Source organism: Paracoccus sp. L-17, assembly GCF_056857655.1.
The window spans coordinates 228,133-255,000 of record NZ_JBSXNM010000042.1 but is presented as its reverse complement, the minus strand read 5'-3'; the positions used below and the strand labels follow the sequence as shown (position 1 = coordinate 255,000).

Below are 26,868 nucleotides of genomic sequence, written 5' to 3'. Positions count from 1 at the left end.
TCGTCCATGGCGCCGGCCGATGCACTCACCGCCTTGGCCGGAGCGGGAAGGCTCGAGACGTCCACGGGTTCGGCAACCGCCGAATCGTCGATCAGCCGCACGCTGGATCCATCCGCCGACACCAGCGTCCGGCGCAGCACACGAAGATCGGCGTCGCGGATGGTCACGATCTTGCTGCCATCGGCGCGCGTGACGATCGTGCGCGAAGAACCGTCGCCAAAATTCTCGGTGCTGACGGTCGAGCCCGGCTGACGCAGCAGCGCAACTTCGTCCTTGATGACCTGCTGGCTGCCATCCGACCGGGTCACGACAACGCGATCCGGCGCGCTCAGCGCGACCTGGCGGTTGTTGTTCAGCATCGCGCCGACGGCGACGCCGCCCAGACCCAGAAGCAGGGCCTTGGCCAGATCGTTCTTGCCGTCATCACCGCCATTCGAATCCTGCGCCGCGTTCTGCTGACCGGTCGTGGAGTTCAGGGCATCGCGCAGATTCGTCGTGAAATCCTCGGACGAGGACCGGCTGTTGTCTTCGGTCACCTTTTCTTCGGTCACCTCGGCATCGGCCGCATTCTCGTCCAGAGCGGCGGCTGTCGGCGCTTCGGTCGTCGCCGCAGCCTCCCTCGCGGCTTCGGTTTCGGTCACGTCCTGTTCCGGGACGGCCGCCTCTTGGCCGGAGGCATCCGTGGTGGTGGTTGTCTCGGCCTCGGTGGCAGCCTTGGTGTCGGCCGATGCTTCGGCTTCGGGGGCGCCTGATCCGGCGCCGCTGTCGGCGGGCTTATCCGCTTCAGTCGTCTTGTCCGATTCCTCGGCCAGGGCCTTGGCCAGCGCGTCTTCGTCGCTGGCCGGATCGGCGCCCTCGCTGTCGGCGGCCTTGGCAGGCTCGCGGGCGTCGGTTTCGGCCTTCTGGTCCGTGGTCACCTCGGCACCGGCCGCATTGGTTTCGGTCGCGTCCGGTTGCTGCGCGGCGGCGTCAGCTTCCGCTGCGCCAGAGGATTGCGCCTCGCCGGTCGCCGTCATGTCGCCGGAGGTCGTCGTCGCTTCACCGGATGCCTTTGCGCCGCCGGTCGTCTCACCGGTCAACGTCGCCTCGGTGTCCTGCGCCTTGACCGAACCGGATTGATCCGATTCCTTGGCCAATGCGTCCGCAAGGGCATCCTCGCCCGTCGCGGCGTCCCCGGTTGCGGTGGTTTCTTCCGAGGCCGCGGGATCTGCCGTATCCGTCATTGCGGGGTCCGCTGCCGGCGCCTCTGGCGCGGCGGCGGGGTCTTCGGCCATTGTCGCATCGGCCGGTGCGGCCGGCGCGGCCGTAGAGCCTCCGGCATCCCCCTGCCCTGCCGCTGCCTCAGCCTTGGCTTCAGGCGCAACGGTGCCCGACGCATCGACAGAGCCGTCCGTTGCCGGCATCTCGTCGGCGGCGGATTGTTCTGGAGCGGCCGTTTCTTCGGCACCGGCATTGGCTGCGGGCTGTTCGGTGCCACAGGGTGCCGCACTGCCGTCGGCACAGGGCTGGGCCGCTGTGGCATCGACCTCGGGCACGATTGCGGGCTGTTCGCCCTGGGCGCTCTGCGCGGGCTGGTCGGAATTGGCATCAGGCTTGGCCGCCTGGGCCATGGCAATCTGCGGCGCCAGCAGAGACAGGCAGGCCGCGATTGCGGTGGTGTTGTGAATGATGCGGCGCATGGGTGCTCCTTCATTGCCGTTTGGCGATTGTTCGAGCGACAAACAGTCGCAGTGGACCGTCAGTTCCAAACAAGCGCGTGATCACCGCGTCGCGACGCCGCCGAAAACGGGTCTGAAGGTCGGGCTTCTTTCGCCTGGCGGGCTGGAATTCCCGTTCGCTGCAAAGACGTTGGCGCACGACGCGCGTCGGCAGCAGGCAATCCGCAATGCGTCATGGATGGCCCGTGAGCTCGCTGCCTGCCAATCAAGGGCAGATCCGTCACCTGCGGGCGAGGCAGGCTGGCGCGTCGCGATGCGGAAAAACTGGTCGGAGCGAGAGGATTCGAACCTCCGACCCCCTGCTCCCGAAGCAGGTGCGCTACCAGGCTGCGCTACGCTCCGACCGTAGGTGGGGCAACTAGCGCGCGGCGGGTGGCTTTGCAAGCCCCATTTCAGTCGCGCGGATGCCACAAACGTTGCAGGATCGCGGACTTCGGCGCTGTCACGGTCTCGGTCCGCAGCCGTGTCGCCAGCACCGGACGGTTGGCCGAATTGCCGCCGCGCCCCTCGCGCCAGACGATGTAGAGGCCCGAGCCGATGATGATCGCCGCGCCGATCAGCGTCGGCAGGTCCAGCACCTCGCCGAACAGGAACCAGCCATAGCCCGTGGCCCACAGGATCTGCGAATATTGCATCGGCGCGACGATCGCCGCCTCGCCGGCGCGATAGGCAAGGATGACCAGAAAGCCACCGGCAAGTCCCAGCCCCGCGATCAGTCCGGCCAGCGCCAGGTCGGGCAGCGCCATCGGCGTGTAGCCAAGGCTCAACGCGCCCCCGGTCACGACGAAATTGCCCAGCATCGGCCACATGATCAGGACCACCGGACGTTCCGTCCCGCCCAGCTTGCGGATGATCACCGCCGCCAGCCCGCTGGCCAGCGCGGCGATCAGCGCCGCGCCGTGACCGGGCGCCAGCGTCTGCCCGCCGGGCCGCAGCACGATCAGCACGCCGATCAGTCCGACGATGACCGCGGCCCAGCGATGCGCCCCGACACGTTCGCCCAGCACCGGAATCGACAGGATGGTGATCAGCAGCGGGGTGGCGAAAAGGATCGCATAGACCTGCGCCAGCGGCAGATTCGAGAAGGCATAGAACCCGGCCATCCCCGACGCTACCGCGCAGGCGGTGCGCAGCGCGATCCAGCCGGGGCGGTTTGGCCGCAGCGTGCCATGCGTCCGGTCCCGCATCAGCACCATCGAGATCAGCGGAAAGGACAGCAGCGAGGAAAAGAACAGGATCTGAAACGCGGGATAACGCGCGCCAAGCGTCTTGATCACCGCGTCATGCGTCGCATAAAGGCCCATCGCCGCCAGTTGCAGCAGCGCGCCCCGGACATTGGCCGAAAGCCCCAATCACGCCCCCGCGGACAGCGCGGCCACGATCCGGTCGCCCATCTGCGCGGTCGAGACCGGCGTGCCGCCCTCGGGGCCCATCAGATCGGCGGTGCGGACGCCATCGGCCAGGACAGCCTCGATCGCGCGTTCCAGTTCGGCCGCCGCGTCGCCCCGGTCGAAGGAATAGCGCAGCGCCATCGCGAAGCTGAGGATGCAGGCGATCGGATTGGCCTTGCCCTGCCCGGCAATGTCGGGCGCGCTGCCATGGACGGGTTCATACAGCGCCTTGGGCCGGCCATTCGCCATCGGTGCGCCGAGGCTGGCCGATGGCAGCATTCCAAGGCTGCCGGTCAGCATCGCGGCGGCGTCCGACAGGATGTCGCCGAACAGGTTGTCGGTCACGATCACGTCGAACTGGCGTGGATCGCGGACAAGCTGCATCGCGCCATTATCCGCATACATATGCGACAATTCCACATCGGGATATTCGTTGTCGTGGACCCATTGCACCTCTTCGCGCCACAGGATGCCCGATTCCATCACATTGGCCTTTTCCATCGAGCAGACCCTGTTGCTGCGCCGCCGCGCCAGTTCAAAGGCGGATCTTGCCACGCGCCGGATCTCGCCGCTGGTGTATCGCTGGGTATTGACGCCGACGCGGCCGCCCTCGTTGTCGGGGTTGTTGTCATCGGCATGGATCCCGCGCGGCTCGCCGAAATAGACGCCGCTGGTCAGCTCGCGCACGATCAGGATGTCCAGACCGGCCACGACCTCACGCTTGAGTGACGAAAAATCTGCAATAGAATCAAAACATTGCGCTGGACGCAAGTTGGCAAACAGGTCCATTTCCTTGCGCAGGCGCAGCAGGCCGCGTTCGGGCTTGAGACTGAAATCGAGATCGTCGTATTTCGGCCCCCCGACCGCGCCCAGCAGCACCGCATCGACCGCTTGTGCCAGGGCCATGGTCTCGTCCGCCAGGGGCTTTCCGTGCCGGTCATAGGCCGCGCCGCCCACCAGATCGTGACCGATCTCGAAGGACATGCCGCGATTGGCCTCGAACCAGCCGATCACCTTGACCACCTCGGCCATGACCTCGGGGCCGATTCCGTCGCCGGGCAGAACGAGAAGCGAGAAACGATCGGCCATGCAGTCCTCCTCAGGATCGGGAATGACCCCGGTTAGACCCGACCCGCAGCAGGGTCAAGTTCACGGTGAATTGGGTTGCGGGCGGCGCCTGGCACGCAGAACGGTTGGGACCGCGAGAGGCAAGGGGAATCGACCATGCGAGCGTGGGACATGCTGATGATCACGGCACTGGCCGGAGGCGCGCTGCTGCTGGCCGGAGCCGAGATCTCGTCCGGCGGGCAACGGCTCAGCGTGCCGCTGCCCGATGTCTCGGCCATGAACCGGACCGAGGCCGACATGCTGGCCCGGCAACTGGCCGAGATCGAGGTGATCACCGCGAACTGTCCCGATTATGCCATCACCGATGGCGAATGGACCCTGCTCAGCGGCACCGGCGATCTGCTGGCGGCGCAGATCGGCGTCGACCCCACGCAATATGAACGCGATTATTTCGGACCGGCCTTCACGCTGCTGGACGACCCCTCGTCCTGCGACCGCATCGGCCCCGAGGCGCGGCCGCTGATCGACCGGCTGATCCGGATGGGTGGCGGGACCAAACTGCAGCGATGACCGGCCCTGTCCCTCGGGCCTCGGCTTGATTATGCTGCGGACCGACCCATCGCTCAAAGGCCGCCCATGTCCGATATTCCGCTGGTCGTCGCCCCGAATCTCAAACGCCGCCTTTCGGGCGTCACGGCGACGGTTGTGCGGCTGATCCCGGTTCAGGCAAAGATGATCGCGATCCGCGCCACCGGGCCGGGCATGCCGCCCGATGTGCCGCATATCCCGCTGCTGCGCGCAGCGACCCTGCCGCGCGACCGCTGGCGTGTCTGGCACGCGCGGCGCAACACGGAAATGCTGCTTGGACTGATCCTGCGCCATCTGCTGGGGCGGAAATACCGGCTGATGTTCACCTCGGCCGCGCAGCGCCGCCATAGCCGCTTCACGAAATGGCTGATTCGCCGGCAGGAGGCGCTGGTGGCGACCACGCCGCAGGCCGCGGCCTATCTGGAACGGCCCGCCCGCGTCGTCATGCATGGCGTGGACACTCGGATCTTCCACCCCGCGCCGGATCGCGCCGCGCTGCGCCGCCAGCTCGGGCTGGATCCGGATGCGGTGCTGATTGGCTGTTTCGGGCGTGTGCGCGAACAGAAGGGCGTCGACCTGCTGGTCCGCGCGGGCCTCGATCTGCTGGCCGCCCGACCGCGCGCGCAGATCATCTTCACCGGGCGCATTACCCCCGACAACCGCGCCTTCGCCGACGGGTTGCAGGACCGGATCGGCAGGGCCGGGTTGCAGGACCGGATCCGCTTTCTGGGGGAATTGCCCTGGGACCGGCTGGTGCGGCATTACCAGGCCCTGGACCTGTTCGCCGCACCCGCCCGCTGGGAAGGCTTCGGTCTGACCCCGCTGGAGGCGATGGCCTGCGGCGTTCCCGCCATCGGCGCCCGCGTCGGCGCCTATGAGGCGCTGATCCGCGACGGCGAGACCGGCAGCCTGGTCCAGACCGGCGATGCGGGGGCCTTGTCGGCGGCGCTGGCCCGCTGGCTGGACGACGATGCGGCGCGCGCGGCCGCGGGACGCGCGGCACGCATCCATGTCGAGGCGAACCACTCGATCCAGGCCGAGGCTCGCGCGCTGGTCCGCATCTATCACGATCTGCTGTCGCAGCCATGAACCGCCTGCGCTTTCTGGCCGCGCGCAGCCTGCGCCAAGAGACCGCGCTGATGCGCCTGTCGGTGCCGCAACGGGAACTGCTGGCCGATCTGGCCGGCCGGTCGGTCGCGCTGATCGGCAATGCCCGCGCATTGGCCGGGGCGGCCCATGGCTCCGCCATCGACAAAGCCGACCTGGTGATCCGCATCAACCGCGCGCCGATGCCCGCGGCCCCCAGCCATGGCAGCCGCACCGACTGGCTGGCCCTGGCGGTGCGGCTGGCCGCGCCTGATCGCGACCGCATCGGGCCCGCGCGCATCCTGTGGATGTCGCCCAAGCGCAAGCGGCTGGACTGGCGGACGGCGGCCAGCCCCGGCTTCTATCTGCATCCGCTGGGCGATTATTGCGCCCTGCGCGACCGGCTGGGCGCGCCGCCCACGACAGGGGCGATGCTGATCGACCTTGCGCTGCGGTCCGGGCTTGCCTCGCTGACACTCTATGGTTTCGATTTCTTTGCCAGCCAGAGCCTGTCGGGACGTCGCAGCGCCGCGCAGGTGCCACATGATTTCGGCGCCGAAGCGGCCTGGGTCGGGGACATGCAGCGCCGCGACCCCCGCCTCGACCTGGTGGCTTGAGATCGCGAAGGGGACGGGACGGGCGCGGCCCGTCCCGGTCGCTGCCGCTGGGCGTCTATCCCGGCCAGGCGTCCCGTGGGCGTGGTCCATCCGCGATCGGGGCGGGGCCGGGCACCGCATGCCTGCAAGGCTCCGCCCCTTCCATCCCGCCCTCGCCTGCGCTACACGCCGCCAACCGCAGAAGACAGGAGTCCCCAATGGGCTACAAAGTCGTTGTTGCCGGCGCCACGGGCAATGTGGGCCGCGAGATGCTGAACATTCTGGACGAGCGCCAGTTCCCGGTCGATGAAATCGCCGTCCTGGCCTCGCGCCGTTCGCAGGGCACCGAGGTCAGCTTTGGCGACAGGACCCTGAAAATCCAGGATATCGACCAGTTCGACTTTGCCGGCTGGGACATCGCGCTGTTCGCCATCGGGTCGGACGCGACGAAGAAATACGCCCCCCTCGCGGCCAAGGCCGGTTGCGTGGTCATCGATAACAGCTCGCTCTATCGCTATGATCCCGACGTCCCGCTGATCGTGCCCGAAGTGAATCCGGAGGCGATCACCGGCTATTCGAAAAAGAACATCATCGCCAATCCCAATTGTTCGACCGCGCAGATGGTGGTGGCGCTGAAGCCGCTGCATGACCGGGCGCGGATCAGGCGGGTGGTCGTCAGCACCTATCAATCCGTCAGCGGCGCGGGCAAGGAAGGCATGGACGAGTTGTGGGACCAGACGAAGGGCATGTATGTGCCCGGTCAGGAGGTCGCGCCCAACAAGTTCCAGAAACAGATCGCCTTCAACGTCATCCCGCAAATCGACGTCTTCATGGATGACGGCTCGACCAAGGAAGAATGGAAGATGGTCGCCGAGACCAAGAAGATCGTCGATCCCGCGATCAAGGTGACGGCCACCTGCGTTCGCGTGCCGGTCTTCGTCGGCCATTCCGAGGCCATCAATATCGAGTTCGAGGATTTTCTGGACGAGGACGAAGCCCGCGACATCCTGCGCGAGGCGCCGGGGATCCTTGTCGTCGACAAGCGCGAACCCGGCGGCTACACGACCCCGGTCGAATGCGTCGGCGACTTTGCCACCTTCATCAGCCGCATTCGTCAGGATTCGACCATCGAGAACGGCCTGAACATCTGGTGCGTCAGCGACAACCTGCGCAAGGGCGCCGCGCTGAACGCGGTGCAGATCGCGGAACTGCTGGGCAACCGGGTGCTGAAGAAGGGCTGATCGTGTTCGACTGGATCGCCAGCTTTCTGGAAGGCGGCGGGCCCTGGGGCATCGCCGCCCTCATGTTTCTGGAAAACGTCTTTCCGCCGATCCCGTCGGAACTGATCATGCCGCTGGCGGGATATAACGCCGCGCGTGGGGTGGCCTCGTTCTGGGTCAGCGTCGCCGCCGGCGCGGCCGGTTCGCTGGCGGGTGCCTATCTGTGGTATATGATTGGCGTCGCCTACGGGCCGGTGCGGCTGCGCCGGCTGATCGCGCGCCACGGCCGCTGGCTGACGATGACCGAGGCGCAGCTTGACCGCGCGCAGGGCTGGTTCGACCGGCATGGCCGCTCGGTCGTCTTTTTCGGCCGCTTCGTCCCCACCGTGCGGACGCTGATCTCGGTCCCGGCCGGGCTGGCGCGGATGTTCCTGCCGCGCTTTCTTCTGTTCTCGGGCCTGGGCAGCCTGATCTGGACCATGGCGCTGGCGGCGGCGGGCTACTGGTTGCAGGACCGCTATGACCGGGTTGACGCCTGGCTGAACCCGGTCTCGACCGCGGTGGTCGTGCTGTTGGCCGCCGCCTATCTGTGGCGCGTCATGCGCTGGCGTCCCGACAGCTGATCAGATTTCGGTCCAGCGTCGGCCCGCGTTCTCGGCCTGCCACAGGGTGCCTTCGCGGATGTCGTGGACCAATCCGTGCAGCGACAGTTCGTCCGCCTGCACCGCCGCTTCGACGAAGGGGAATGTCATCAGGTTGCCGATCGAGACCATCACCGCCTCGCGTTCCAGCGCCCGGATCTGCTGGTCTTCGGGCAGGTCCTTGATCCGTTCGTAGCCGGGGCGCAGGATATCCATCCAGCGACCGACGAAGCTGGACTTTTCCTCCAGCTCCGGGGCCTGCCCGGAACACATGGCATGGCAGCCCGCGACCCCGCCGCAGTTGGTATGCCCGACCACGATCAGATGCGCCACCTTCAGCGCCATGACCGCGTATTCCACCGCCGCCGAGGTGCCGTGCTGCATCCCATCGGGCGCATATGGCGGCACCAGGTTGGCGATGTTGCGATGGATGAAGAATTCGCCCGATTCCGCGCCGAAGATGCCGGTCACGTGGACCCGCGAATCGCAGCACGAGATCACCATCGCCCGCGGTCGCTGCCCGTCATCGGCCAGCCGCCGGAACCAGGCGCTGTTTTCCGCATAGGAGGTCGCCTTCCAGCCATGATAGCGGCCGACCAGGTATTGCGGCAGGGGACGGACATGATGCATTTCGAACCTCGCGCGTTTGCCGCTTGATAGGCAGGGATTGAACAAAATTCGAGCGGTTTCTTCCACCGCGATCAAGTCTTTCTTCATGGCTGGACGTCATGGTGCCCCGACATGTGGGAACACGGGCAATGTGTTGGAGAAGACGATGGCACAGATCAGGACGTTGCCGGTGACAGAGCCGGTTCGCGTCGATGTCAGGCGCGTGGGCGATATCGTGAACGAACTGGGCGAAAGCGCGGCGCAGAATGTGATCGAACTGGCGCTGGAACAGCTTGCCGGCGCACTGACCGCCACCGACGAGGCTCTGGCCCGGGGCGATCTGGCGGGCGCAACCGGACATGCCGACCAATTGTCACGGCTGGCCTGGCAGATCGGGCTACTGTCGCTGGCCGGCGTGGCAATGGATCTGTGCGCCTGCGCCGAAAGGCACGATCCCGGCGCGCTGGCGGCGGTTCGGGCGCGGCTGATGCGGGTCGGCAACCGCTCGCTGACGGCGATCTGGGACCGCGCCGGGATCGGCTGACCGGTTCTTGCGGGCAGCGGATCACGCTGTAATCTGGCCCGCGATCAAGGAAGGATCCGCCATGCAGCCCGATTTCGCCCCCCCGACCGAGGATTCCCTGCCATTCTGGCCGCTCTGGCAGGATTCCGACCTGCCCGCTGACGCCGATGCCGGCCATTGGCCATCGGCCGGCGGCTTTTCTGGAAAGGCGGGCCAGATCTGCCTGCTGCCCGACGCGAATGGCGGGTTGCGCGGCGCCCTGCTGGGGCTGGGGCCGCGATCCAAAGCCGGCCGCGAACGCTTTGCCCTGGCCCGCGCGACCGGGCTGCCGAAAGCCGTCTGGCGGCTGGCGGCGTTGCCCGAGGGACTGGACCCGGACGAGGCCGCGCTGGCGCTGCTGCTGGGCCAGTATCGCTTTGCCCGCTACAAGGGCCCGGCCTATGACGGACCGCGCTTTCAGGTGCCCGAGGGCGTCGACGGCCCGCGCCTGCAAGCCGTCGCGCGCGGCGAGTTCCTGTCCCGCGACCTGATCAACACGCCCGCCAGCGACATGGGCCCCGATGCGCTGGAAAAGGCCGCGCGCGCGCTGGCCAACGAGATCGGCGCCGGTATCGAGGTGACGACCGGGCCGGCGCTTCTGAAACAGAACTTTCCGCTGATCCATGCGGTCGGTCGGGCGGCCGAACAGGCACCCCGGCTGATCGACATCCGGCTGGGCGGCGAGGGACCGGCGCTGACCATCGTCGGCAAGGGCGTCTGTTTCGACACCGGCGGGCTGAACCTGAAGCCCGGCACGGCCATGGCGCTGATGAAAAAGGACATGGGCGGCGCGGCGACCGCGCTTGGCCTGCTGAAGATGCTGGCCGGCACCGGCGCGGCCGGGGGGCGGCGCATCCGGGTGCTGATCCCGGCGGTGGAAAACAGCGTCGCGGGCAATGCCTTCCGGCCCGGCGACGTGCTGACCAGCCGCAAGGGCCTGTCGGTCGAGATCAACAACACCGATGCCGAGGGGCGGCTGGTTCTGGCCGACGCGCTGGCCTTCGGGGCCGAGGAAAGTCCCGATCTGATGATCTCTTACGCCACCCTGACCGGTGCCGCGCGGGTGGCGCTCGGCCCCGACATTCCGCCCTTCTATTGCGACGACGACGCGACCGCGAGGGCCTTGGCGGACGCCTCGATGGCCGTGTGCGACCCGCTGTGGCGAATGCCGTTCTGGCAAGCCTACGAGCCGATGATCGAACCGCAGATCGCCGATCTGGACAACGCCCCCGCGGGCGGCATGGCGGGTTCGATCACTGCCGCGCTGTTCCTGCGCCGATTCGCCGAAGGCGCGGGCCGCTATGTGCATCTGGACATCTATGGCTGGCAGCCGACCGCCGCGCCGGGACGCCCGAAAGGCGGCGTCGGACAGGGCGGACGGGCGCTGCTGGCCGCCCTGCCCGAGGTGCTGGGATGAGCCTTGATCGCCGGCTGACGCCGGCCACTGACCGGATCGCACTGGAGACTCTGCGCGGCATCGTCGACCGGCCGGACTACACTCCCGGCCGGCCTGCGCGGCTGGCCGTGCCACTGGCCGACCTGATGAACGTCCCCGAAGGCCGCCGCGAAAGGCAGCTGAATTTCGGCGCCGACCTGACCGTGATCGACACGCAGGGCGACTGGGTCTTCGCGCAGGCGGCTATGGACGGCTATTGCGGCTGGCTGCGCGCCGCCGCGCTGAGCGACGACATGCCGCCGATCACCCACCGCGTGACCGCGCCGGCGACCCATCTCTATCCGGCCGCCGACATGAAGCGTCACCAGTTGCACGCGCTGTCCATCGGCGCGCGCCTGTCGGTCGTGGAGGTCGAGGGGAATTTCGCGCGCCTCGCCGCCGGCGGATACGTCCCTGTCCAGCACATCGGCGACCGGCCCGCGACCGATCCAATCGCCGTTGCGGAAACCCTGCTGGGCACGCCCTATCTGTGGGGCGGCAACAGCGATTGGGGCATCGATTGTTCCGGCCTTGCCCAGGCTGCGCTGACCGCCTGCGGTACCGCCTGTCCCGGCGACAGCGACCTGCAACGGGCGGCCTTTCCGGCGGTCGACGACATCCGGCGCGGCGATCTGCTGTTCTGGCCGGGCCATGTGGCGCTGGCGGCCTCGGCCGAACTGATGATCCACGCGACGGCATGGAAGATGGCCGTGATCCGGGAACCGATCGCCCTGGCCATCGCCCGCATCGACGCCGCGGGCGAGGGTCCGTTTCTCGGCGCGCACCGGCCGCAATGACCGACCCCGGATGATTACAGGTTGAAGACCCGCTCGGGCTGGACCGTGCCGCCCTGATAGCGGCCGATGCAGACCGGCCCGCGAGCATCCGCGACCCAGACCAGTTCGCCCCATTCCGCACCTCCGGTGACCTCGCCCGGATTGCCGTTGCGGATTCGGATCGCGCCTTCGGGCGTGGCGCGCAGCGCGGGAAGGTCGGTCAGCGCGGCCTCCAGCGGCAGCAATCGCGCCTGAATCCGGTCCTGCGCCTCGCGGTCGATCCCGTCGAAGCTCATGCCGTCCTCGACCTCGAAGGGACCGGACCAAGTGCGGCGCAGGCTGGCGACATGGCCCAGGCAACCCAGATCGCGGCCAAGATCGCGGGCGATCGAGCGGACATAGCCGCCCTTGCCGCAGACCATTTCCAGCCGCGCCGTGTCGCCATCAGCCTCGATCAGGGACAGGCTTTCGACCCACAGGGGCCGCGCGGCCAGATCCGGATCCTCGCCCTCGCGCGCCAGATCATAGGCTCGCGCGCCATCGACCTTGACGGCGGAAAAGGCGGGCGGAACCTGCATGATCTCGCCGACATAGCCGGGCAGGGCCGCCTCGATCGCGGCGCGGTCGGGCCGCGTCTCGCTGCGCCGGACGACCTGACCCGAGGCATCGTCGGTCGCCGTCTCGGCCCCCCAATTGACCACGAAATCATAGCATTTCAGGGCATCCGTCAGAATTGCCACGGTCTTCGTGGCCTCGCCCAGGGCAACGGCGAGAACACCGGTCGCGTCCGGATCCAGCGTTCCGGCATGGCCCGCCTTTCGGGCGTCCAGCGCCCAGCGGACCTTGTTCACGACCGAGGTCGAGGTCACGCCCGCGGGCTTGTCCACGATCAGCCAGCCCGACACGTCGCGACCCTTCTTGCGTGCCATCGGTTCACCCCCGGTTTGCCAAGGCGCGCGGGATAGCCGCAGCGCCGCCGCCGGTCAACCCGAGCCGTTGACCAGCCCGATCATCGGCCCCATGCTGCGGCCGAAATCGGCCCGCCCCAGGCCCGGCGCGTAGAGCCTGCTGATGGAGCCGTCCAGATACAGCGCGTTCCGCGCGCCCAGCCCGTCACGGAACATCTGACCGAACTCGTAGAACGTCACCGGATTTTCCGAGATCGCGAACCAGGCGGTCCGCCCGTCAGCCGAGACACCGACGCCGTTGCGGATATTGCGGCTTTCGGAATCGACCAGAAAGCGCGGATGCAGCTTGCCGTCGATCACCAGCATGGGCCCCGATTGCGTGGCCAGCCGGCATTCGGGCGCCTCATCGGCGAAGCTGCGGCTTTCGATCACCTGAAAGGGCCGCTTTCCGCCGCTGCAAAAGACACCATTCGGCAACATTCCGAAATTGCCGCCGCCCGCCTGGGTGGTGATCGGATGCAGTTCCTGGCCGTCAATCACCAGCAGGCCCACAGGGCGGTAATCGGGATGGAACATGCCCGCATTCATCGCAAAGGACAGGCTTTGGCCCTGGGGCAGGCTCTTGCGGACATTGTTGAAGCTGTTCAGGGGCCGCCCGTCGGCATCGTTCTGCCACAATCGCAGATCGGATTCCCGGGCGGCGTCGATCTGGCAGACGACATAGGTCTGTCCGTCCTGATCCATGCGCGTGCAACCGTCCGAAGCGGCGGGCAGTCCCATCGCGAACACCATTCCGACCGCAACGCCAAGCTGGCGTTGCAGTTCAATCAGCATCGCGATCATCAGGTGCCTCGACATCGCGGCGGACCCGTTCTTCCGCGAACAACCGGCGGGTATCGTCCATGCGATCAAAGGTCTCGTCCAGCTGGAACCGCAGCCGAGGCGCGTATTTCAGCGTCATCGCCCTGGCCACCAGGCGCCGCAATTCCGGCGCGTTGCGGCGCAGGGCCTCCAGCGCGCCATCGGCGTCGCGACCGCCCAGAGGCAGCACATAGGCCGTAGCCACCTTCAGATCGGGCGAGGTCCGCACCTCGCCCACGGTGATCGAATGGCGGTTCAGGTCCGGATCGTGCACATCGCCGCGTAGCAGCACGTCCGACAATGTGCGGCGAATCAGCTCGCCCACGCGAAGCTGGCGTTGCGACGGGCCCTGGCCCTGGCCCTGGGGAAAACGGTTCTGTGCCATCCGCCCCGATGTAGGGGGTCGCGGGCCGCGCCGCAACGGGATATGACGCGGCAAAAGGACAGGGAGGCCATGGGATGAGCGATTTCGAACAGACCGGAACCGGCGACGCGCCCGGCATCGTGGTGACCGGTGCCTCGGGACGGATGGGCCGGATGCTGATCCGGCTGCTGCTGAACAGCGATCAGGCACGGCTGGTCGGCGCGCTGGAGCGTCCGGGCCATGACTGGATCGGGCGCGACATTGGCGAGGCGATGGGCGGGCAGCCGGCCGGGGTGATGGTCAGCGACGATGTCGTCACCGTCATCGCCCGCGCCCAGGCGGTGATCGACTTCACCGCGCCTTCCGCGACCCTCGGCTTCGCCGAACTGGCCGCGCAAGCCCGCGCTGTTCACGTGATCGGAACGACGGGGCTGGAAGAGACGGACCTGGCACAGATCGCCGCCGCCGCGCGCCACGCGCCGATCATCCGGGCCGGCAACATGAGCCTCGGCCTCAACCTGCTGGTCGGCCTGACCCGCAAGGTCGCCGCGGCGCTTGGCGAGGATTGGGATATCGAGGTGGTCGAGACCCATCACCGCATGAAGGTCGATGCGCCCTCGGGCACCGCCCTGATGCTGGGCGAGGCAGCGGCCGAGGGGCGCGGCGCATCGCTGACCGATCTGCGCATACCCGCCCGCGAGGGCATCACCGGCGCGCGCGCCCCGGGCGGCATCGGTTTTGCCGCCATTCGCGGCGGCGACGTGGTGGGCGAGCACGACGTCATCTTCGCCACTCCGGGCGAACGTCTGGTGCTGCGCCATCTGGCCAGCGACCGCGCGATCTTCGCCCGCGGCGCTATTCGTGCGGCGCTGTGGGGCCAGGACAAGGGGCCGGGACAATACGACATGGCCGATGTTCTGGGCCTGACCTGAAGACCACCCTGCCCGCGACTGATTCGGCGTCGCTTCGCGCCAGAATTGACTGCCGTCCCGTTAGCCTCATCCGCCGATTGCGAGACCTTGGTTAACGCCAGCGTCAAACCAGTCTTTTTGGTCAAGTGGCCCCCGCACGGCATTCCATTTTGTTGCATTCATCTCCACCGCGTCGCTTACATGCGATGACGCAGCCGAAGTATCGGATTGCCACAACCCTTTGCTTACTTGGTGAGAGTTATGAAAGTTCTTAAGGTTCTGGCGGTCGCGGCCGCTCTTTCGCCCTTCGCCTTCGCGGCCCGGGCAGCAAGCGTTGACGTGTCGCTGGATTACACGGTCGGCAAGTCGGTTTCGATCAGCCACCCCGAGGCGGTGGCAAGCTCGGTCAAGGCATCGGCCTTTCATCTGACAGGCTCGGAAGGGATCGGAAAGTTCGTCGCGTTCTGCGTGGACATCGCGACCCGGCTCAGCCTGCCCAGTTCCTATCAGGTCGTCGGCAGCAACAGCACGACCGCCAAGCTGCAGAACCTGTTCGATGCGAATTACCGCAATGTCGGCACCAACAATGCCAACCAGTCGGCCGCCTTTCAGCTGGCGATCTGGAAGACGATCTACAACGGCTTTTCCTGGAGCGGCGCCAGCAGAACGGTCAACAGCCTGACCGCCGGCTACATGTCCAGCGCGGCTTCTTACAGCGGCGACAAGATTTGGCGCCTGACCTTCCTTGACGGCGACAAGACGCAGGATCTGGTGACCGCCGACATGGCACCCTCGCCCGTTCCGCTGCCGGCCACGGCGCTGCTGTTGCTGGGCGGCCTCGGTGGTCTGGGGGCCTTCGCCCGCAAGCGGCGCGCAGACTGACCGCGCTGCGCCGCGCGACAGCGCATGGCACGAAAATCCCGGACCGGTCGCCAAGGCTGCCGGTCCCTGCCTCTTGGGGCATCGCCCGGACGGAAAAATTCGACCGCCGGCCGGGGCCATCAAAGGTCATTTTCACCCCGCTGCTGACCGGCTAGAAGCGGGGCATGAGCACGACCCGCCTGATTGCCGATGCAGATACGACCACCGCCCTGGCCCGCACCCTTGCCGGCATGGCACGGCCCGGCCTGACGATCCTGCTGGACGGGCCGGTCGGCGCGGGAAAGACCCATTTCGCCCGCGCCTTCATTCAGGCGCGACAGGGCGACATCGCCGAGGACGTGCCCAGCCCGACCTTCACGCTGGTGCAGACCTATGACGACCCGATGGGGACCGAAATCTGGCACGCCGACCTCTATCGCCTGACCGATCCGTCGGAACTGGACGAGCTTGGGCTGGACGAGGCGGCCGAGACCGCGATCCGTCTGATCGAATGGCCCGACCGGCTGGAAATGCTGCCCGATGGCGCGCTGACCGTCGCGATGGCGCCGACACCGGATCCCCACCTGCGCCAGATCACGCTGCACGGCCCCGGCGCTGGCCGCATCGCCGCCATTGCGCGATTCATCGCGGCCACCGGCCGGGCCGGCTCGCGGGTCGTGCCGCTGGCGGGCGATGCCTCGGCCCGGCGCTATTTCCGGCTGCAGGGGCCGCAGGGCCGCGCGGTGCTGATGGACGACCCTTCAGGCGATTGCGCGGGTTTTGTCCAGATGACCCGATGGCTGCGCAGCCATGGCTTCGGCGCGCCCGAATTGCTGGCGGCGGATGACGCCGCGGGTCTGCTGCTGGTCGAGGATCTGGGCGACGATCTTCTGGCGCGGGTGCTGGAGAAGCGACCCGGCATGGCGCGCGCGCTCTATGAGCGGATCACAGATCTTCTTGTCGCGCTTCACCGCCATCCGGTGCCCGATTTCGTCCGCCCGCTGGACGGACCGCTGCTGGCCGAACAGGTCGGCCTGTTCGCGGCGTGGTATCCCCAGGCCGCCGGCGCCCCGGCCACCGATGCCGCAGGCATCGGCCCGGTCATCGCCCGGCTGCACGCCGACCTTGCAGGCGATCTTCCTTCGGTCCTGTCGCTGCGCGATTTCCACGCCGAGAACCTGATCTGGCGTGGCGACACCGCGCCGCTGGGCCTGATCGATTATCAGGACGCGGTGGCCTGCCATCCGGCCTATGATCTGGTCTCGGCGCTGCAGGACGCACGCCGCGACGTGGCGCCCGCCATCGAAGCCGCCTGCATCGCCCGCTACCTGGATGCGACCGGAATGGACGCGGCCCGTTTCCGCGCTGTCTATGCCCTGTTGGGCGCGCAGCGGAACTTGCGGATCATGGGCATCTTCACCCGGCTCTGCCTGCGCGACGGAAAGCCGCGCTATCTGGACTTCATGTCGCGCGTCTGGGGGCATCTGCGCCGCGACCTGACGCATCCCGCGCTGGCACCGCTGGCCCGGATCGTCGCGGCGCTGCCCCAGCCGGACCCGACCGTCCTCGAAAGGATTCGCGCGCAATGTCCCCGCTGATGATCTTCGCCGCGGGCCTGGGAACCCGGATGCGGCCGCTGACGGCCGATCGGCCCAAACCGCTGGTCGAGGTCGCGGGCCGGTCCCTGCTGGAGCGCGCGCTGGATCTGGGTCGCGATGCGGGATGCACGCCCATCGCGGTCAACACGCATTACCTGGCTGACCAGATTGCCCATCGTCTCGCGGGGAAGGGCGTCGCGATCAGTCATGAACCCGGCCCCATCCTTGATACCGGCGGCGGGCTGCGGCAGGCCCTGCCGCTGCTGGGAAGGGGGCCAGTGCTGACGCTGAATCCCGACGTGGTGTGGACCGGTCCGAACCCGCTGACCGCGCTGGAGATCGGATGGAACGACCGGATGGACGCGTTGCTGATGCTGGTGCCGCTGGACCGGGCCACGGCGCGAACGGGCGGCGGCGATTTCGCGCTGGCGGATAGGGGCCGGATCACCCGCCGCGGCGATTTCGTCTATGCCGGCGCGCAGATGCTGCGCCCCGAAGGGCTGGCCGGGATCCCGGATCGGGTGTTTTCGCTGAACCTGCTCTGGGATCGGCTGATCGCCCGCGGTCGCGCCTTCGGTCTGGTCCATCCGGGCGGCTGGTGCGATGTCGGCACTCCGCAGGCGATCCCGCTGGCCGAGGCATTGCTGCATGACTGAGACAGGCGGTCTTTTCGCGCTGCCTCCGGGCGTCGATTTCGCGCGCGAATTCGTCCGCGGATTTCTGCAACGCATGGCGGGCCGGCCGCCCGAATCCATCGCCCGCGTCACCATCTACGCCAATGCCGCGCGGACCATGGCGCAGATCGGCGCCGCCTTCGATGAACACGGCGCGATGCTGCTGCCGCGGCTGCGTACGATCACCAATCTGGACCGCCCCCCACAGCCCGGCGATCCGGCCCCCGCCGCACCCCTTGCGCGGCGGTTGCAACTGGCCCGGCTGATTGCCCGGCTGATCGCGGCGCGCCCCGATCTGGGCGCGGGCCATTCCGTCCCCGCCCTGGCGAAATCGCTGGCTGACCTGATGACCGAAATGCAGACCGAGGGGCGCGACGCGCTGGCGCTGGAGGGGATCGATACCGGCGATCATGCCCGCCATTGGCAGAACGCGCTGACCTTCCTGCGCATCGCCGCCGGTTTCCATCTGGACGGCCCGGCGGTGGACCGCGCCGACCGCCAGCGCCGGACGGCCGAGGCGCTGGCCGCGGACTGGGCGCGGGGCGAAAACCTGCCGGACGCCCCGGTGATCGTCGCGGGCTCGACCGGATCGCATGGCGCGACGCGGCTGTTCATGCGGGCGGTGGCGGCGCTGCCGGGCGGCGCGGTGGTTTTGCCCGGATTCGATTTCGACCAGCCGCAACCGGTCTGGGACAGCCTCGATGCCCGGTCCGAGGATCATCCGCAGGCCCGTTTTGCGCCATTGATCGCGGCTGCCGGCCATCCCGCGCGCTGGACCGACGCCGTGCCGCCGGCGCCCGATCGCAACCGCCTGTTGTCGCTGGCCCTGCGCCCCGCGCCCGTCACCGATCAATGGATCGCCGAGGGCCCCGCCCTGCCCGACCTGATCGCGCCGACACGCGGCCTGACCCTGATCGAGGCCGATCAGCCCGCGCAAGAGGCCGAAGCGATTGCACTGGTCATGCGCGAGGCGGTCGAAACCGGCCGCGCCGTGACCCTGATCGCGGCGGATGGCAACCTGATCCGGCGCGTGAACTCGGCCCTGGACCGCTGGCATCTGCGCGCCGATGAAAGCGCGGGCCAGCCGATGCCGCTGACTCCGCAGGGCCTGTTTCTGCGCCAGATCGCCGGAATCTTCGGCGAGGCGCTGACCATCGACCGGCTGCTGAGCCTGCTGAAACATCCGCTGGCGGTGACCGGATCGACGCTGATCGGCGCAAACGAGGCGCGGCTTGCGGCTCGCGAGCTGGAACTGCATCTGCGCCGCAACGGCCCGGCCTTTCCCGATGGCGACAGCCTGCGGTCCTGGGCCGATCGGGGCGACGAGACGCGCAGGATCTGGGCGCGATGGCTGGCCGTTCTGCTGGACCGGATGGCCGGGTTTGCGACCGATTCGGCACCCCGGCCGCTTGCCGCGCGCCTTGCGGAACTGCGAGCCCTGGCCGAAGATTTCGCCGCCGGACCGGGGGGCGATCCCGAAACCTCGCGCCTGTGGGCGGGCAGCGGCGGCGCGCTGGCCCGCGCGGTCCTGGACAACCTGGCCGAACATGCCGGACACGGCCCCGACATGGGCCCCGCCGATTTCGCCGCCCTGCTGTTCGAGGAATTGCAGTCCCACCAGCTTCGCAACGAAGGTGAGACCTGCCATCTGCTGCAAATCCGCGGCACCCGCGAGGCGCGGATCCTGAATACCGGCACGGTGATCCTGTCGGGACTGAACGAAGGCGGCTGGCCGCAGGCACTGGACCCCGATCCGTGGCTGTCGCGCGACATGCGGGCGGCGGCGGGCCTGACCCTGCCGGAACGCCTGATCGGGCTGGCCGCGCATGATTTCCAGCAGGCGATCGGGGCGGAAACCGTCATCCTGACCCGCGCCCGCCGCGATGCCGAGGCCGAGACGATCCCCTCGCGCTGGCTGAACCGGCTGACGAACCTGATGGCGGGGCTGCCCGAACGCCGCGGCCCCGAGGCGCTGGCCGCGATGCGCGATCGCGGGCGGGTCTGGCTGGACCTGGCCCGCGCCGTCACCCAGCCCGAAACGGCGGTCCCGGCGGCGCCGCGACCCTCGCCCCTTCCGCCCGCGCCGGCCTTTGCCGACCTGCCCGTCACCGATGTCGGCCTGCTGATCCGCGACCCCTATGCGGTCTATGCCAAGCGGGTCCTGGGCCTGCGCCCGCTGCCGCCGCTGCGGCCCGAACCCGATGCCGCCCTGCGCGGACAGATCCTGCACAGCATCGTCGAGGCGTTGCTGAAAGCTACCCCCCATTCCGACCCTGACCCTGTCGCACTGCGCGCCGACTTCCTGCGGATCACTGCGCAGGTGCTGGAAGACGCGGTGCCCTGGCCGGCCGCACGGGCCTTCTGGCAGGCCCGGATGGAACGCATCGCCGACCGGATCGTGGCGGACGAGGTATCGCGCCGTCGCGACGGCAGCCCCGTCGTGATCGAGCATCGCGGCAAGGTCGGCCTGCCCGCGCTTGGCTTCAGCCTGACGGCCAAGCCCGACCGGATCGACCTGCTGCACGACGGGCGGGTGATGATCTACGACTACAAATCCGGAACTCCGCCCAGCGAAAAGCAGATGGCGCGGTTCGACAAGCAACTGATCCTGGAGGCCGCAATGGCCCGGCGCGGCGGCTTCGACGCGCTTGGGCCGGCCGAGGTGGCCGGTCTGCGCTATATCCAGCTGGGCGGCGAAGGGCTGACCCATGACCGCGCCTATAGCGCCGAATCCGAAGCCGAGGCATGGCATGGCTTTCAGCGCCTGATCGCGGCCTACCTGACCGGCGGGACCGGGTTTACCGCGATGAATGCCCCGGAACGGACCAGCTATGCCGGCGATTACGACCACCTTGCACGGTTCGGGGAATGGTCGCTGTCGGATTCCGCGCAGCCCCGAAAGGTGGGCGATCACGATGGATGACGCGACGCGGAACCAGATCGAGGCCGCCGATCCTGCCTGTTCGACCTGGCTGACGGCCAATGCCGGATCGGGCAAGACGCGGGTGCTGACCGACCGCGTGGCACGGCTGCTGCTGGGGGGGACGCGGCCCGAACGCATCCTGTGCCTGACCTACACCAAGGCCGCCGCGACCGAGATGCAGAACCGGCTGCTGGCGCGGCTGGGCCGATGGGCGATGCTGCCCGAAACCGACCTGCGCCGCGAACTGGCCGATCTGGGCGAAACCGGCACGCCGGACCTGGCCCAGGCGCGCAGGCTGTTTGCCAGCGCGATCGAGGCGCCGGGCGGGCTGAAGGTGCAGACCATCCACAGCTTCTGCGCCGCCCTGCTGCGCCGGTTCCCGCTGGAGGCTGGGGTGGCGATGGGCTTTTCCGAACTGGACGACCGCAGCGCCCGCGCCCTGCGCGCCCGCATCGTCGAGGAAATGGCCGAGGCCGGCGATCCCGCGATCCGCGACCTGACGGCGCTGCATGGCGGCGACGATCTGGACCGCTTTCTGGCCGGGCTGTCCCAGGCCGATTTCAGCGCCCCGCCCGATGCCGAAGCGATCTGGGCGGCGATGGACGTGCCTGCCGGACTGGATGACGACCGCCTGCTGGCGCAGGTCTTCGAGGGCGCCGAGGCCGATCTGTTCGACGCGCTGACGCCGATCCTGCGCACGGGCAAGCCCACCGATCAGAAACTGGCCGAAACACTGGGCGACGGGCGCTGGCGCGATCCGGGTCTGGCGGAATTGCAGCGGCTCTGCGGCTGCCTGCTGTTTGGCGGAACCGCGGCCGATCCCTTTGGCGCCAAGATCGGCAAGCTGCCGACCAAGGAACTGCGCCTGGGTCCCTGCGCGCCCTTCATGGACGATCTTGAGGCGCTGATGCGGCGGGTGCAGGACGCCCGGCCGCAAATGACCGCCCTGCAGGCCGCGCAGAAGACGCTGGCCCTGCACCGCTTTGCCCATGCCTTCACCACCCGCCTGGCGGGCCGCAAGACGGCGCATGGCTGGCTGGATTTCGACGACCTCATCCGGCGCGCCGCGCTGCTGCTGGAACAATCCAGCATGGCGCAATGGGTGCTGTGGCGGCTGGATGGCGGGATCGACCATATCCTTGTGGATGAAGCGCAGGATACCAGTCCCGAACAATGGCGCGTGATCCGGCGGCTGACCGACGAATTCACCAGCGGCGCAGGCGCGCATGACCGGCCCCGGACCCTGTTCGTCGTAGGCGATCCGAAACAGTCGATCTATTCGTTCCAGGGCGCGGATATCGCGGTCTTCGAGGAAATGCGCGACCGGTTCGACCGTGATTTCCGTGCCGTCCGGCAGCCGATGCAACAGCGCGGGCTGCGCCATTCCTTCCGCTCGTCGCCCGCCATCCTGTCGGTGGTGGACGCGGTCTTTCAGGGCGAGGCAGCGCAGGGGCTGGGCGTGCCGCCCGAACATATCGCCTTCCGCGCCGATCTGCCGGGACGGGTGGACATCTGGCCGCCGCTGCCCGAACCGGAAACGCCCGAGGAAGGCGACTGGACCCGGCCCGTGGATGCGCCTGCGGAAAATGCCGCCGACAGGGTGCTGGCCCGCGCCATCGCAGGCCGGATCCGCGCGATGCTGGGTGGCCCGATCATGGATGTCAGGAACGGCCAGCCGCGCCCGGTCGGGCCGGGCGACATCCAGATCCTGGTGCAGCGCCGGGCGGGACTGTTCGACGACCTGATCCGCGAATTGAAGGCGGCGAACCTGCCCGTCGCCGGGGCCGACCGGCTGAAGCTGGCGGCCGAGCTGGCGGTGCGCGACATCACTGCCACGCTGGCGGTTCTGGCCACGCCCGAGGACAGCCTGTCGCTGGCCGCGGCCCTGCGCTCGCCCCTGTTCGGGCTGTCCGAGGACGATCTCTACCGACTGGCGGCGGGGCGCGGCCGGGCGCATCTGTGGCAGAGGCTGCGCGCCTCCGACCACCGGACCGCGCGCGAGGTGCTGGCCGACCTGATGGCGCAGGCGGACCGGCTGCGGCCCTATGACCTGATCTCGCGCCTGCTGATCCGTCATGGCGGGCGGATGGCATTGCTGGCCCGGCTGGGCCCCGAGGCCGAGGACGGGATCGACGAATTGCTGTCGCAGGCCATGGCCTATGAACAGGCCGAGACGCCCTCGCTGACCGGGTTCCTGGTCTGGCTGGCCAGCGACGAGGTGCAGGTCAAACGGCAATTGCCGGGCGGCAGCGGCGGCCTGATCCGGGTGATGACGGTGCATGGCGCCAAGGGTCTGGAAAGCCCGATCGTGATTTTGCCGGAAACGCGCAAGCGACGCGCCGATGGGCGCGGGCGCATCGTGCGGCTGGACGGGATGCCTGCGTGGAAGGGCGCCGCGCCGGACCGGCCCGATGCACTGACCATCGCGGTCGCCGAACAGGAACGCCGGCAGGACGAGGAACGGCGGCGGCTGCTTTACGTCGCCATGACGCGGGCGGAAAGCTGGCTGATCGTGGCGGCAGCTGGCGAGACCGGTGCAGGGCTGGACAGCTGGCACGGCATGATCACGGACGGCGCGGCCCGCGCAGCCCTGCCCCGGTCCCCGATCGAGATCGAGGGTGTCGGGCAGGGAACGCGCCTGACCTTCGGCGCCTGGCCCGAATGGGCCGATGCCGCCGAGGCGCAGTCCGCCGCCGCGACCCCTCGGCCCGCCTGGCTGGCCTGCGTCCCCGAACCGGTCGCCCGGCCCCCGCGCCCGGTCGCGGCGACAGGTCTGGGCGGCGCCAAGGTGCTGGCCGCGGCGACCGACGATTCCGATCCGGCGGCGGCAATGCTGCGCGGCACAAGGTTGCATCTGCTGCTGGAACATCTGCCCGGAACCGCTGCCGGTGACTGGCCCGGCCTCGCCCGCGCGGTTCTGGCGGGGGCCGAGGGCGGGCTGCCGGACGAGGCCCGGCTGGCCGACCTGCTGGCCGAGGCGCGCGCCGTGATCGAGGCCCCGGATCTGGCGGACATCATCGACCCCGGCCCGGACGCGCAGGTGCTGCGCGAGGTCGCGCTGAGCGCGCCCCTGCCCGGCATCGGCATCCTGCACGGCACCATCGACCGGCTGATCGTCACCGCAAACCGCATCCTGGCGGTCGACTACAAGTCGAACGCCACCGTGCCCGCGACGCCCGAGGCCGCCCCCGACGGCATCTTGCGCCAGATGGCCGCCTATCGCGCGGCCCTGCGGCAGATCTGGCCCGGCCGGCGGATCGAGGTGGCGATCCTGTGGACGGCCACGCGCAGCCTGATGGAAATCCCGGATCCGCTGCTGGACCGCGCGCTGGCCGCCCTTGACCCGGCCGATCCGCGTTCATAGCTTTCAGGACAGTGCCGCCGATCCCCGGCCCCCGCCATTTCCCAAGGAGCAAGATCATGGCTACCGTGCCCGTCAATGACAGCGAATTCGACGCCGAAGTGCGTCAGGCCGACACCCCCGTCATCGTGGATTTCTGGGCGGAATGGTGCGGACCCTGCAAGCAGATCGGCCCCGCTCTGGAAGAACTGTCCGAGGAATATGCCGGCAAGCTGAAGGTCGTGAAGGTCAACGTGGACGAAAACCCCGAACAGGCCGCGGCCCTTGGCGTGCGCGGGATTCCCGCGCTGTTCATGTTCAAGGATGGCGAGGTCGTGTCCAACCGCATGGGTGCGGCGCCGAAAGCCGCGCTGAAAAGCTGGATCGACGAATCGGTCTGATCCGGGCCGGACAGAAAGGCGGGGCGGCGGTCATACGGGCCAGCCGCCCTTTTTCATGGCGACAAGCAGCCGGGCATCGGCATCGCTCGCCATCATGTCGAGGCTGCTCTGCCGCAGGAACCAGTCCAGATAGCCCGCATAATCGGGCCGGTGTTCAGGCGCGCGCGACAGGGCCTCGCTGGATCCCAGTTCGGCCACGTTCAGCGCGATGTGATGAAAATCCGACTGGCCGAACAGAACCGCGGGCTTGCCCAGGATATAGCCGTCCATCGCCACGGCGCTGTTCTGCGTCGCGACGAAGGCGCAATCGCGCAAAAGGCGGGCTGTATCGCCGCCGATGGTCAGGTTCGCATGACGCGCGGCAATGGCCTCCAGCGCGGCCCGATCCGCCCCATCATAGGTTTCTTTCGGGTGGAAGGTGGCGATAGCCGGGCGTCCGGTCCGGGCAACGCTCTCGACCATCCGTAGCGGGCTCATGGTCTGGAAGGACCGCTGTTCGTGGATGCGGCCCTGCAGCGCAATCAGGACATGATCGCCTCTCGCCGGCGCGGGCCCCGGCAGGACGCGGTCGCGAAGCCGGCGGGCAAAATCCCGGGCGATGTCGGGATCGAGCCGGGCTTCGGGAAAGGTCGCCCGCGCCACCGGCCAGCGCCAGCGTTCGGCCTGACGTTCCAGCCGCCAGAACGGATAGTGATAGGCAAGACGGAAGGTCAGGGCTCCCGGATGGGTCGGCCGCTCCATGTGATACAGCGCGAAGCCGGGCCGGTTCGGCGCCTCGGCGCGCGGTCCCTCACCGGACCGGCGGATCCGGACCTGCCAGCCGCGGGATTCCAGCAGCGCCCGCATCCGGTTCAGAAAGCCAAGCTTTCCGGCCCGCGCCATGCGCAGGATCGGCGGATGCAGATAGACGGACAGAAGGCGCTCGTCGGTCATGGCGGCAGGCCAGGGGGTCAGTCCCGACATTTGGCGGGTCGTAGCGACGGTGAATCGTTCGGGTTCCGATGTCCAGATCGATTCCCGCTGAATCCGCTTCGCTGGCAGGCCGGGGCTGAAACTAGCGCAGGACTTTCCGCAGATAGACGTAACAGGCGCCTTCGCCGCCATGGCGGAAATGGGCGGCGCGGATCTGCTGGACCACTGGCGCCAGAGGCGGGCTGTGCAGCCAGTGCGGCACCTGATGGCGCAGCGCGCCCGGTCGGGTCGGCAGGGGTCCGTGATCGCCCCTGCCCTTGCCCGTGATGACAAGAACCAGGCGGCAGCCATTGGCGTGGCACGACAGAATGAAACGTATCAGCGCCGGATGTGCGTCTGCCAGCGTCATGCCGTGAAGATCCAGCCGCGCCTCGGGCCGCAGCTTGCCCTGGGACATGCGACGGTGAAGACCGGCATCCATGCGGATCGGCGCATCGGCCAGTTGCCGGGCGGGGCTTGGCGCCGGCTGGTGCTGCGTGCCGCGCGGCGTGGCGGATTGCCCGATGCGAAAGTCCGGCAACGGGGTGACCGGCGGCTTTGGCGGCGGCAGCGCGCCTTTGCCGGCGGTGGAGGCCGGAGGTTTCGGTTCGGGGCGGTCGCAATGCAGCGGCGTCGCGGTCCGGGCGATGCGCGACCACAACTCTCGCTCTTCCGGCGTCAGGCCCCGGCGCCGCCGCATCATCAGCCGGTCGCGACCAACTGCCAGTTCGGGTCGTTCTGACCCATGCGCCGCGAGAAGGTCCAGATGTCGCGCTGCTTGCGGGGCGCCTTGGGATCTCCCTCGATCACCTTGCCCTCGGCGTCGCGGGTGGCCGCCACCAGTTCGGCCACGAAGCGGACCGAGATTTCGGCCGCGCCGGTCGCGCTGTCGAAATCCGCCCCGTGCAGGGCCGTCTCGCGGGTGCCCAGATACTGCGCCTCGACCGTCTGGCCCTTCGCGGCGCGCTGGTCGATGACGGATTGGAACGCCTCGGCCACCGGCGCGTCCAGAAAGGCGCGCACCTCGGACAGATCGCCCCTCTCGAAGGCCATCAGGATCATCTCGTGGGCCGATTTCGCGCCGTTGAGGAAATCCCGAACGTTGAAGGACGGCTCGGCCGATTTCATCGCCGCAAGCGCATCGGCCTGCGGGCTGCCCGCGTCGGCATGATCGAGGATGTCGTGATCCTCGGCCTCTTCCGCCGTGCCCTCGATCACCTCGAAGCGCCGCCGTGACGGCTCGGGCGTGTCGACCTTGGTCGGCTCGAACCCGTCGCGAGTGCCAAGCACGTTGCGCAACCTGAGAATCAGGAAAATGGCGATCGCGGCCAGGACGATCAGCTGAAGCATCGGGTTGGACATGCGGGTAGGGGCCCCTGTTCTTGG

At 68.5% G+C, this 26,868-nt stretch carries 25 protein-coding genes and 1 tRNA gene (1 of these 26 only partly in view); 15 read left to right on the top strand and 11 right to left on the bottom strand.

Going from position 1 to position 26,868, the window contains the following annotated elements; translation table 11 throughout:
* The 4 genes from AC13CR_RS13370 to leuB form a co-directional block, all read right to left on the bottom strand.
* Positions 1-1,679, bottom strand: partial view of an OmpA family protein gene (locus tag AC13CR_RS13370; RefSeq protein ID WP_293768207.1) — the 5' portion only. 469 nt of this gene lie to the left of the window's left edge; only the first 1,679 of its 2,148 coding nucleotides appear in the window; its start codon is at positions 1,677-1,679; its stop codon lies off the left edge, out of view.
* A 304-nt stretch (positions 1,680-1,983) separates the two neighbouring features.
* Positions 1,984-2,060 (bottom strand) — tRNA-Pro (locus tag AC13CR_RS13365).
* A 50-nt stretch (positions 2,061-2,110) separates the two neighbouring features.
* The gene (locus tag AC13CR_RS13360) at positions 2,111-3,070 is read right to left on the bottom strand and encodes a DMT family transporter (RefSeq protein ID WP_292951645.1); all 960 of its coding nucleotides are present in this window, start codon (positions 3,068-3,070) and stop codon (positions 2,111-2,113) included.
* Positions 3,071-4,198 (bottom strand): 3-isopropylmalate dehydrogenase, encoded by a 1,128-nt coding sequence (gene leuB / locus AC13CR_RS13355; protein WP_482900856.1) that lies wholly within the window; start codon positions 4,196-4,198, stop codon positions 3,071-3,073. It lies immediately after the preceding gene.
* Between the two features lie 135 nt (positions 4,199-4,333).
* Here leuB and AC13CR_RS13350 point away from each other — a divergent pair, with 135 nt between their 5' ends.
* The 5 genes from AC13CR_RS13350 to AC13CR_RS13330 all read left to right on the top strand — a co-directional run bounded on the left by AC13CR_RS13350 (position 4,334) and on the right by AC13CR_RS13330 (position 8,290).
* On the top strand, positions 4,334-4,747 hold the full coding sequence (locus AC13CR_RS13350; RefSeq protein WP_292951639.1) for a hypothetical protein: 414 nt from the start codon (positions 4,334-4,336) through the stop codon (positions 4,745-4,747).
* A 66-nt stretch (positions 4,748-4,813) separates the two neighbouring features.
* A complete protein-coding gene (locus AC13CR_RS13345; RefSeq protein ID WP_482900855.1) occupies positions 4,814-5,854 on the top strand; it encodes a glycosyltransferase family 4 protein in 1,041 nt (346 codons plus the stop codon).
* The gene (locus AC13CR_RS13340) at positions 5,851-6,468 is read left to right on the top strand and encodes a glycosyltransferase family 29 protein (protein ID WP_482900854.1); all 618 of its coding nucleotides are present in this window, start codon (positions 5,851-5,853) and stop codon (positions 6,466-6,468) included. The genes AC13CR_RS13345 and AC13CR_RS13340 overlap by 4 nt, the downstream gene beginning before the upstream one ends.
* 197 nt (positions 6,469-6,665) lie before the next feature.
* A complete protein-coding gene (locus tag AC13CR_RS13335; RefSeq protein WP_292951630.1) occupies positions 6,666-7,688 on the top strand; it encodes an aspartate-semialdehyde dehydrogenase in 1,023 nt (340 codons plus the stop codon).
* 2 nt (positions 7,689-7,690) lie between these two features.
* Positions 7,691-8,290, top strand: a complete 600-nt coding sequence (locus tag AC13CR_RS13330) for a DedA family protein (protein ID WP_292951627.1) — start codon at positions 7,691-7,693, stop codon at positions 8,288-8,290.
* On the opposite strand, the gene AC13CR_RS13325 is transcribed toward AC13CR_RS13330, so the two are convergent.
* A complete protein-coding gene (locus AC13CR_RS13325; protein ID WP_292951624.1) occupies positions 8,291-8,938 on the bottom strand; it encodes a carbonic anhydrase in 648 nt (215 codons plus the stop codon).
* A 145-nt stretch (positions 8,939-9,083) separates the two neighbouring features.
* On the opposite strand from AC13CR_RS13325, the gene AC13CR_RS13320 reads away from it, so the two are divergent.
* The 3 genes from AC13CR_RS13320 (at position 9,084) to AC13CR_RS13310 (ending at position 11,711) form a co-directional block, all read left to right on the top strand.
* Positions 9,084-9,461 (top strand): hypothetical protein, encoded by a 378-nt coding sequence (locus tag AC13CR_RS13320; protein ID WP_292951621.1) that lies wholly within the window; start codon positions 9,084-9,086, stop codon positions 9,459-9,461.
* A gap of 61 nt (positions 9,462-9,522) precedes the next feature.
* Entirely contained in the window at positions 9,523-10,896 is a 1,374-nt protein-coding gene (locus tag AC13CR_RS13315) for a leucyl aminopeptidase family protein (RefSeq protein WP_446232564.1), read from the top strand.
* Positions 10,893-11,711 (top strand): C40 family peptidase, encoded by an 819-nt coding sequence (locus AC13CR_RS13310; protein ID WP_292951615.1) that lies wholly within the window; start codon positions 10,893-10,895, stop codon positions 11,709-11,711. The genes AC13CR_RS13315 and AC13CR_RS13310 overlap by 4 nt, the downstream gene beginning before the upstream one ends.
* A gap of 14 nt (positions 11,712-11,725) precedes the next feature.
* Here AC13CR_RS13310 and truB read toward each other — a convergent pair whose 3' ends face one another.
* From truB to rbfA, 3 genes are read right to left on the bottom strand one after another with little or no spacing between them, the layout of a single operon-like run.
* On the bottom strand, positions 11,726-12,619 hold the full coding sequence (gene truB / locus AC13CR_RS13305; RefSeq protein WP_292951613.1) for a tRNA pseudouridine(55) synthase TruB: 894 nt from the start codon (positions 12,617-12,619) through the stop codon (positions 11,726-11,728).
* A gap of 54 nt (positions 12,620-12,673) precedes the next feature.
* Positions 12,674-13,432, bottom strand: a complete 759-nt coding sequence (locus tag AC13CR_RS13300; RefSeq protein ID WP_292978273.1) for a phosphodiester glycosidase family protein — start codon at positions 13,430-13,432, stop codon at positions 12,674-12,676.
* Positions 13,422-13,844 carry a 30S ribosome-binding factor RbfA gene (gene rbfA, locus AC13CR_RS13295; protein ID WP_446233484.1) on the bottom strand — a complete coding sequence of 141 codons (423 nt, stop codon included), beginning with the start codon at positions 13,842-13,844 and terminating at the stop codon, positions 13,422-13,424. Before rbfA ends, AC13CR_RS13300 begins: the two co-directional genes overlap by 11 nt.
* A 74-nt stretch (positions 13,845-13,918) precedes the next feature.
* Between rbfA and dapB the strand changes: the two genes are divergently transcribed.
* The 7 genes from dapB to trxA all read left to right on the top strand — a co-directional run bounded on the left by dapB (position 13,919) and on the right by trxA (position 24,531).
* Positions 13,919-14,755, top strand: a complete 837-nt coding sequence (gene dapB, locus AC13CR_RS13290) for a 4-hydroxy-tetrahydrodipicolinate reductase (protein ID WP_446233483.1) — start codon at positions 13,919-13,921, stop codon at positions 14,753-14,755.
* A gap of 240 nt (positions 14,756-14,995) precedes the next feature.
* The gene (locus AC13CR_RS13285; protein WP_293014041.1) at positions 14,996-15,616 is read left to right on the top strand and encodes a VPLPA-CTERM sorting domain-containing protein; all 621 of its coding nucleotides are present in this window, start codon (positions 14,996-14,998) and stop codon (positions 15,614-15,616) included.
* A gap of 164 nt (positions 15,617-15,780) precedes the next feature.
* Positions 15,781-17,193, top strand: coding sequence for a tRNA (adenosine(37)-N6)-threonylcarbamoyltransferase complex ATPase subunit type 1 TsaE (gene tsaE / locus AC13CR_RS13280; RefSeq protein ID WP_446236151.1), 1,413 nt, complete (start codon positions 15,781-15,783; stop codon positions 17,191-17,193).
* Positions 17,181-17,849 (top strand): nucleotidyltransferase family protein, encoded by a 669-nt coding sequence (locus AC13CR_RS13275; protein WP_292951595.1) that lies wholly within the window; start codon positions 17,181-17,183, stop codon positions 17,847-17,849. Before tsaE ends, AC13CR_RS13275 begins: the two co-directional genes overlap by 13 nt.
* A complete protein-coding gene (addB, locus tag AC13CR_RS13270; RefSeq protein WP_292951592.1) occupies positions 17,842-20,790 on the top strand; it encodes a double-strand break repair protein AddB in 2,949 nt (982 codons plus the stop codon). Before AC13CR_RS13275 ends, addB begins: the two co-directional genes overlap by 8 nt.
* Entirely contained in the window at positions 20,783-24,154 is a 3,372-nt protein-coding gene (gene addA / locus AC13CR_RS13265; RefSeq protein WP_482900853.1) for a double-strand break repair helicase AddA, read from the top strand. The genes addB and addA overlap by 8 nt, the downstream gene beginning before the upstream one ends.
* Before the next feature lie 56 nt (positions 24,155-24,210).
* Positions 24,211-24,531, top strand: a complete 321-nt coding sequence (gene trxA, locus AC13CR_RS13260; RefSeq protein WP_292951586.1) for a thioredoxin — start codon at positions 24,211-24,213, stop codon at positions 24,529-24,531.
* 30 nt (positions 24,532-24,561) lie between these two features.
* Here the strand turns inward: trxA and AC13CR_RS13255 are convergent, their stop codons facing one another.
* The 3 genes from AC13CR_RS13255 to AC13CR_RS13245 all read right to left on the bottom strand — a co-directional run bounded on the left by AC13CR_RS13255 (position 24,562) and on the right by AC13CR_RS13245 (position 26,844).
* Positions 24,562-25,464: a hypothetical protein gene (locus AC13CR_RS13255; protein WP_293014033.1), complete on the bottom strand. Its 903-nt coding sequence runs from the start codon at positions 25,462-25,464 to the stop codon at positions 24,562-24,564.
* A gap of 121 nt (positions 25,465-25,585) precedes the next feature.
* On the bottom strand, positions 25,586-26,182 hold the full coding sequence (locus tag AC13CR_RS13250) for a Smr/MutS family protein (protein ID WP_292951651.1): 597 nt from the start codon (positions 26,180-26,182) through the stop codon (positions 25,586-25,588).
* A 2-nt stretch (positions 26,183-26,184) separates the two neighbouring features.
* On the bottom strand, positions 26,185-26,844 hold the full coding sequence (locus AC13CR_RS13245) for a Tim44/TimA family putative adaptor protein (protein ID WP_292951580.1): 660 nt from the start codon (positions 26,842-26,844) through the stop codon (positions 26,185-26,187).
* Between the last annotated feature and the right edge of the window lie 24 nt (positions 26,845-26,868).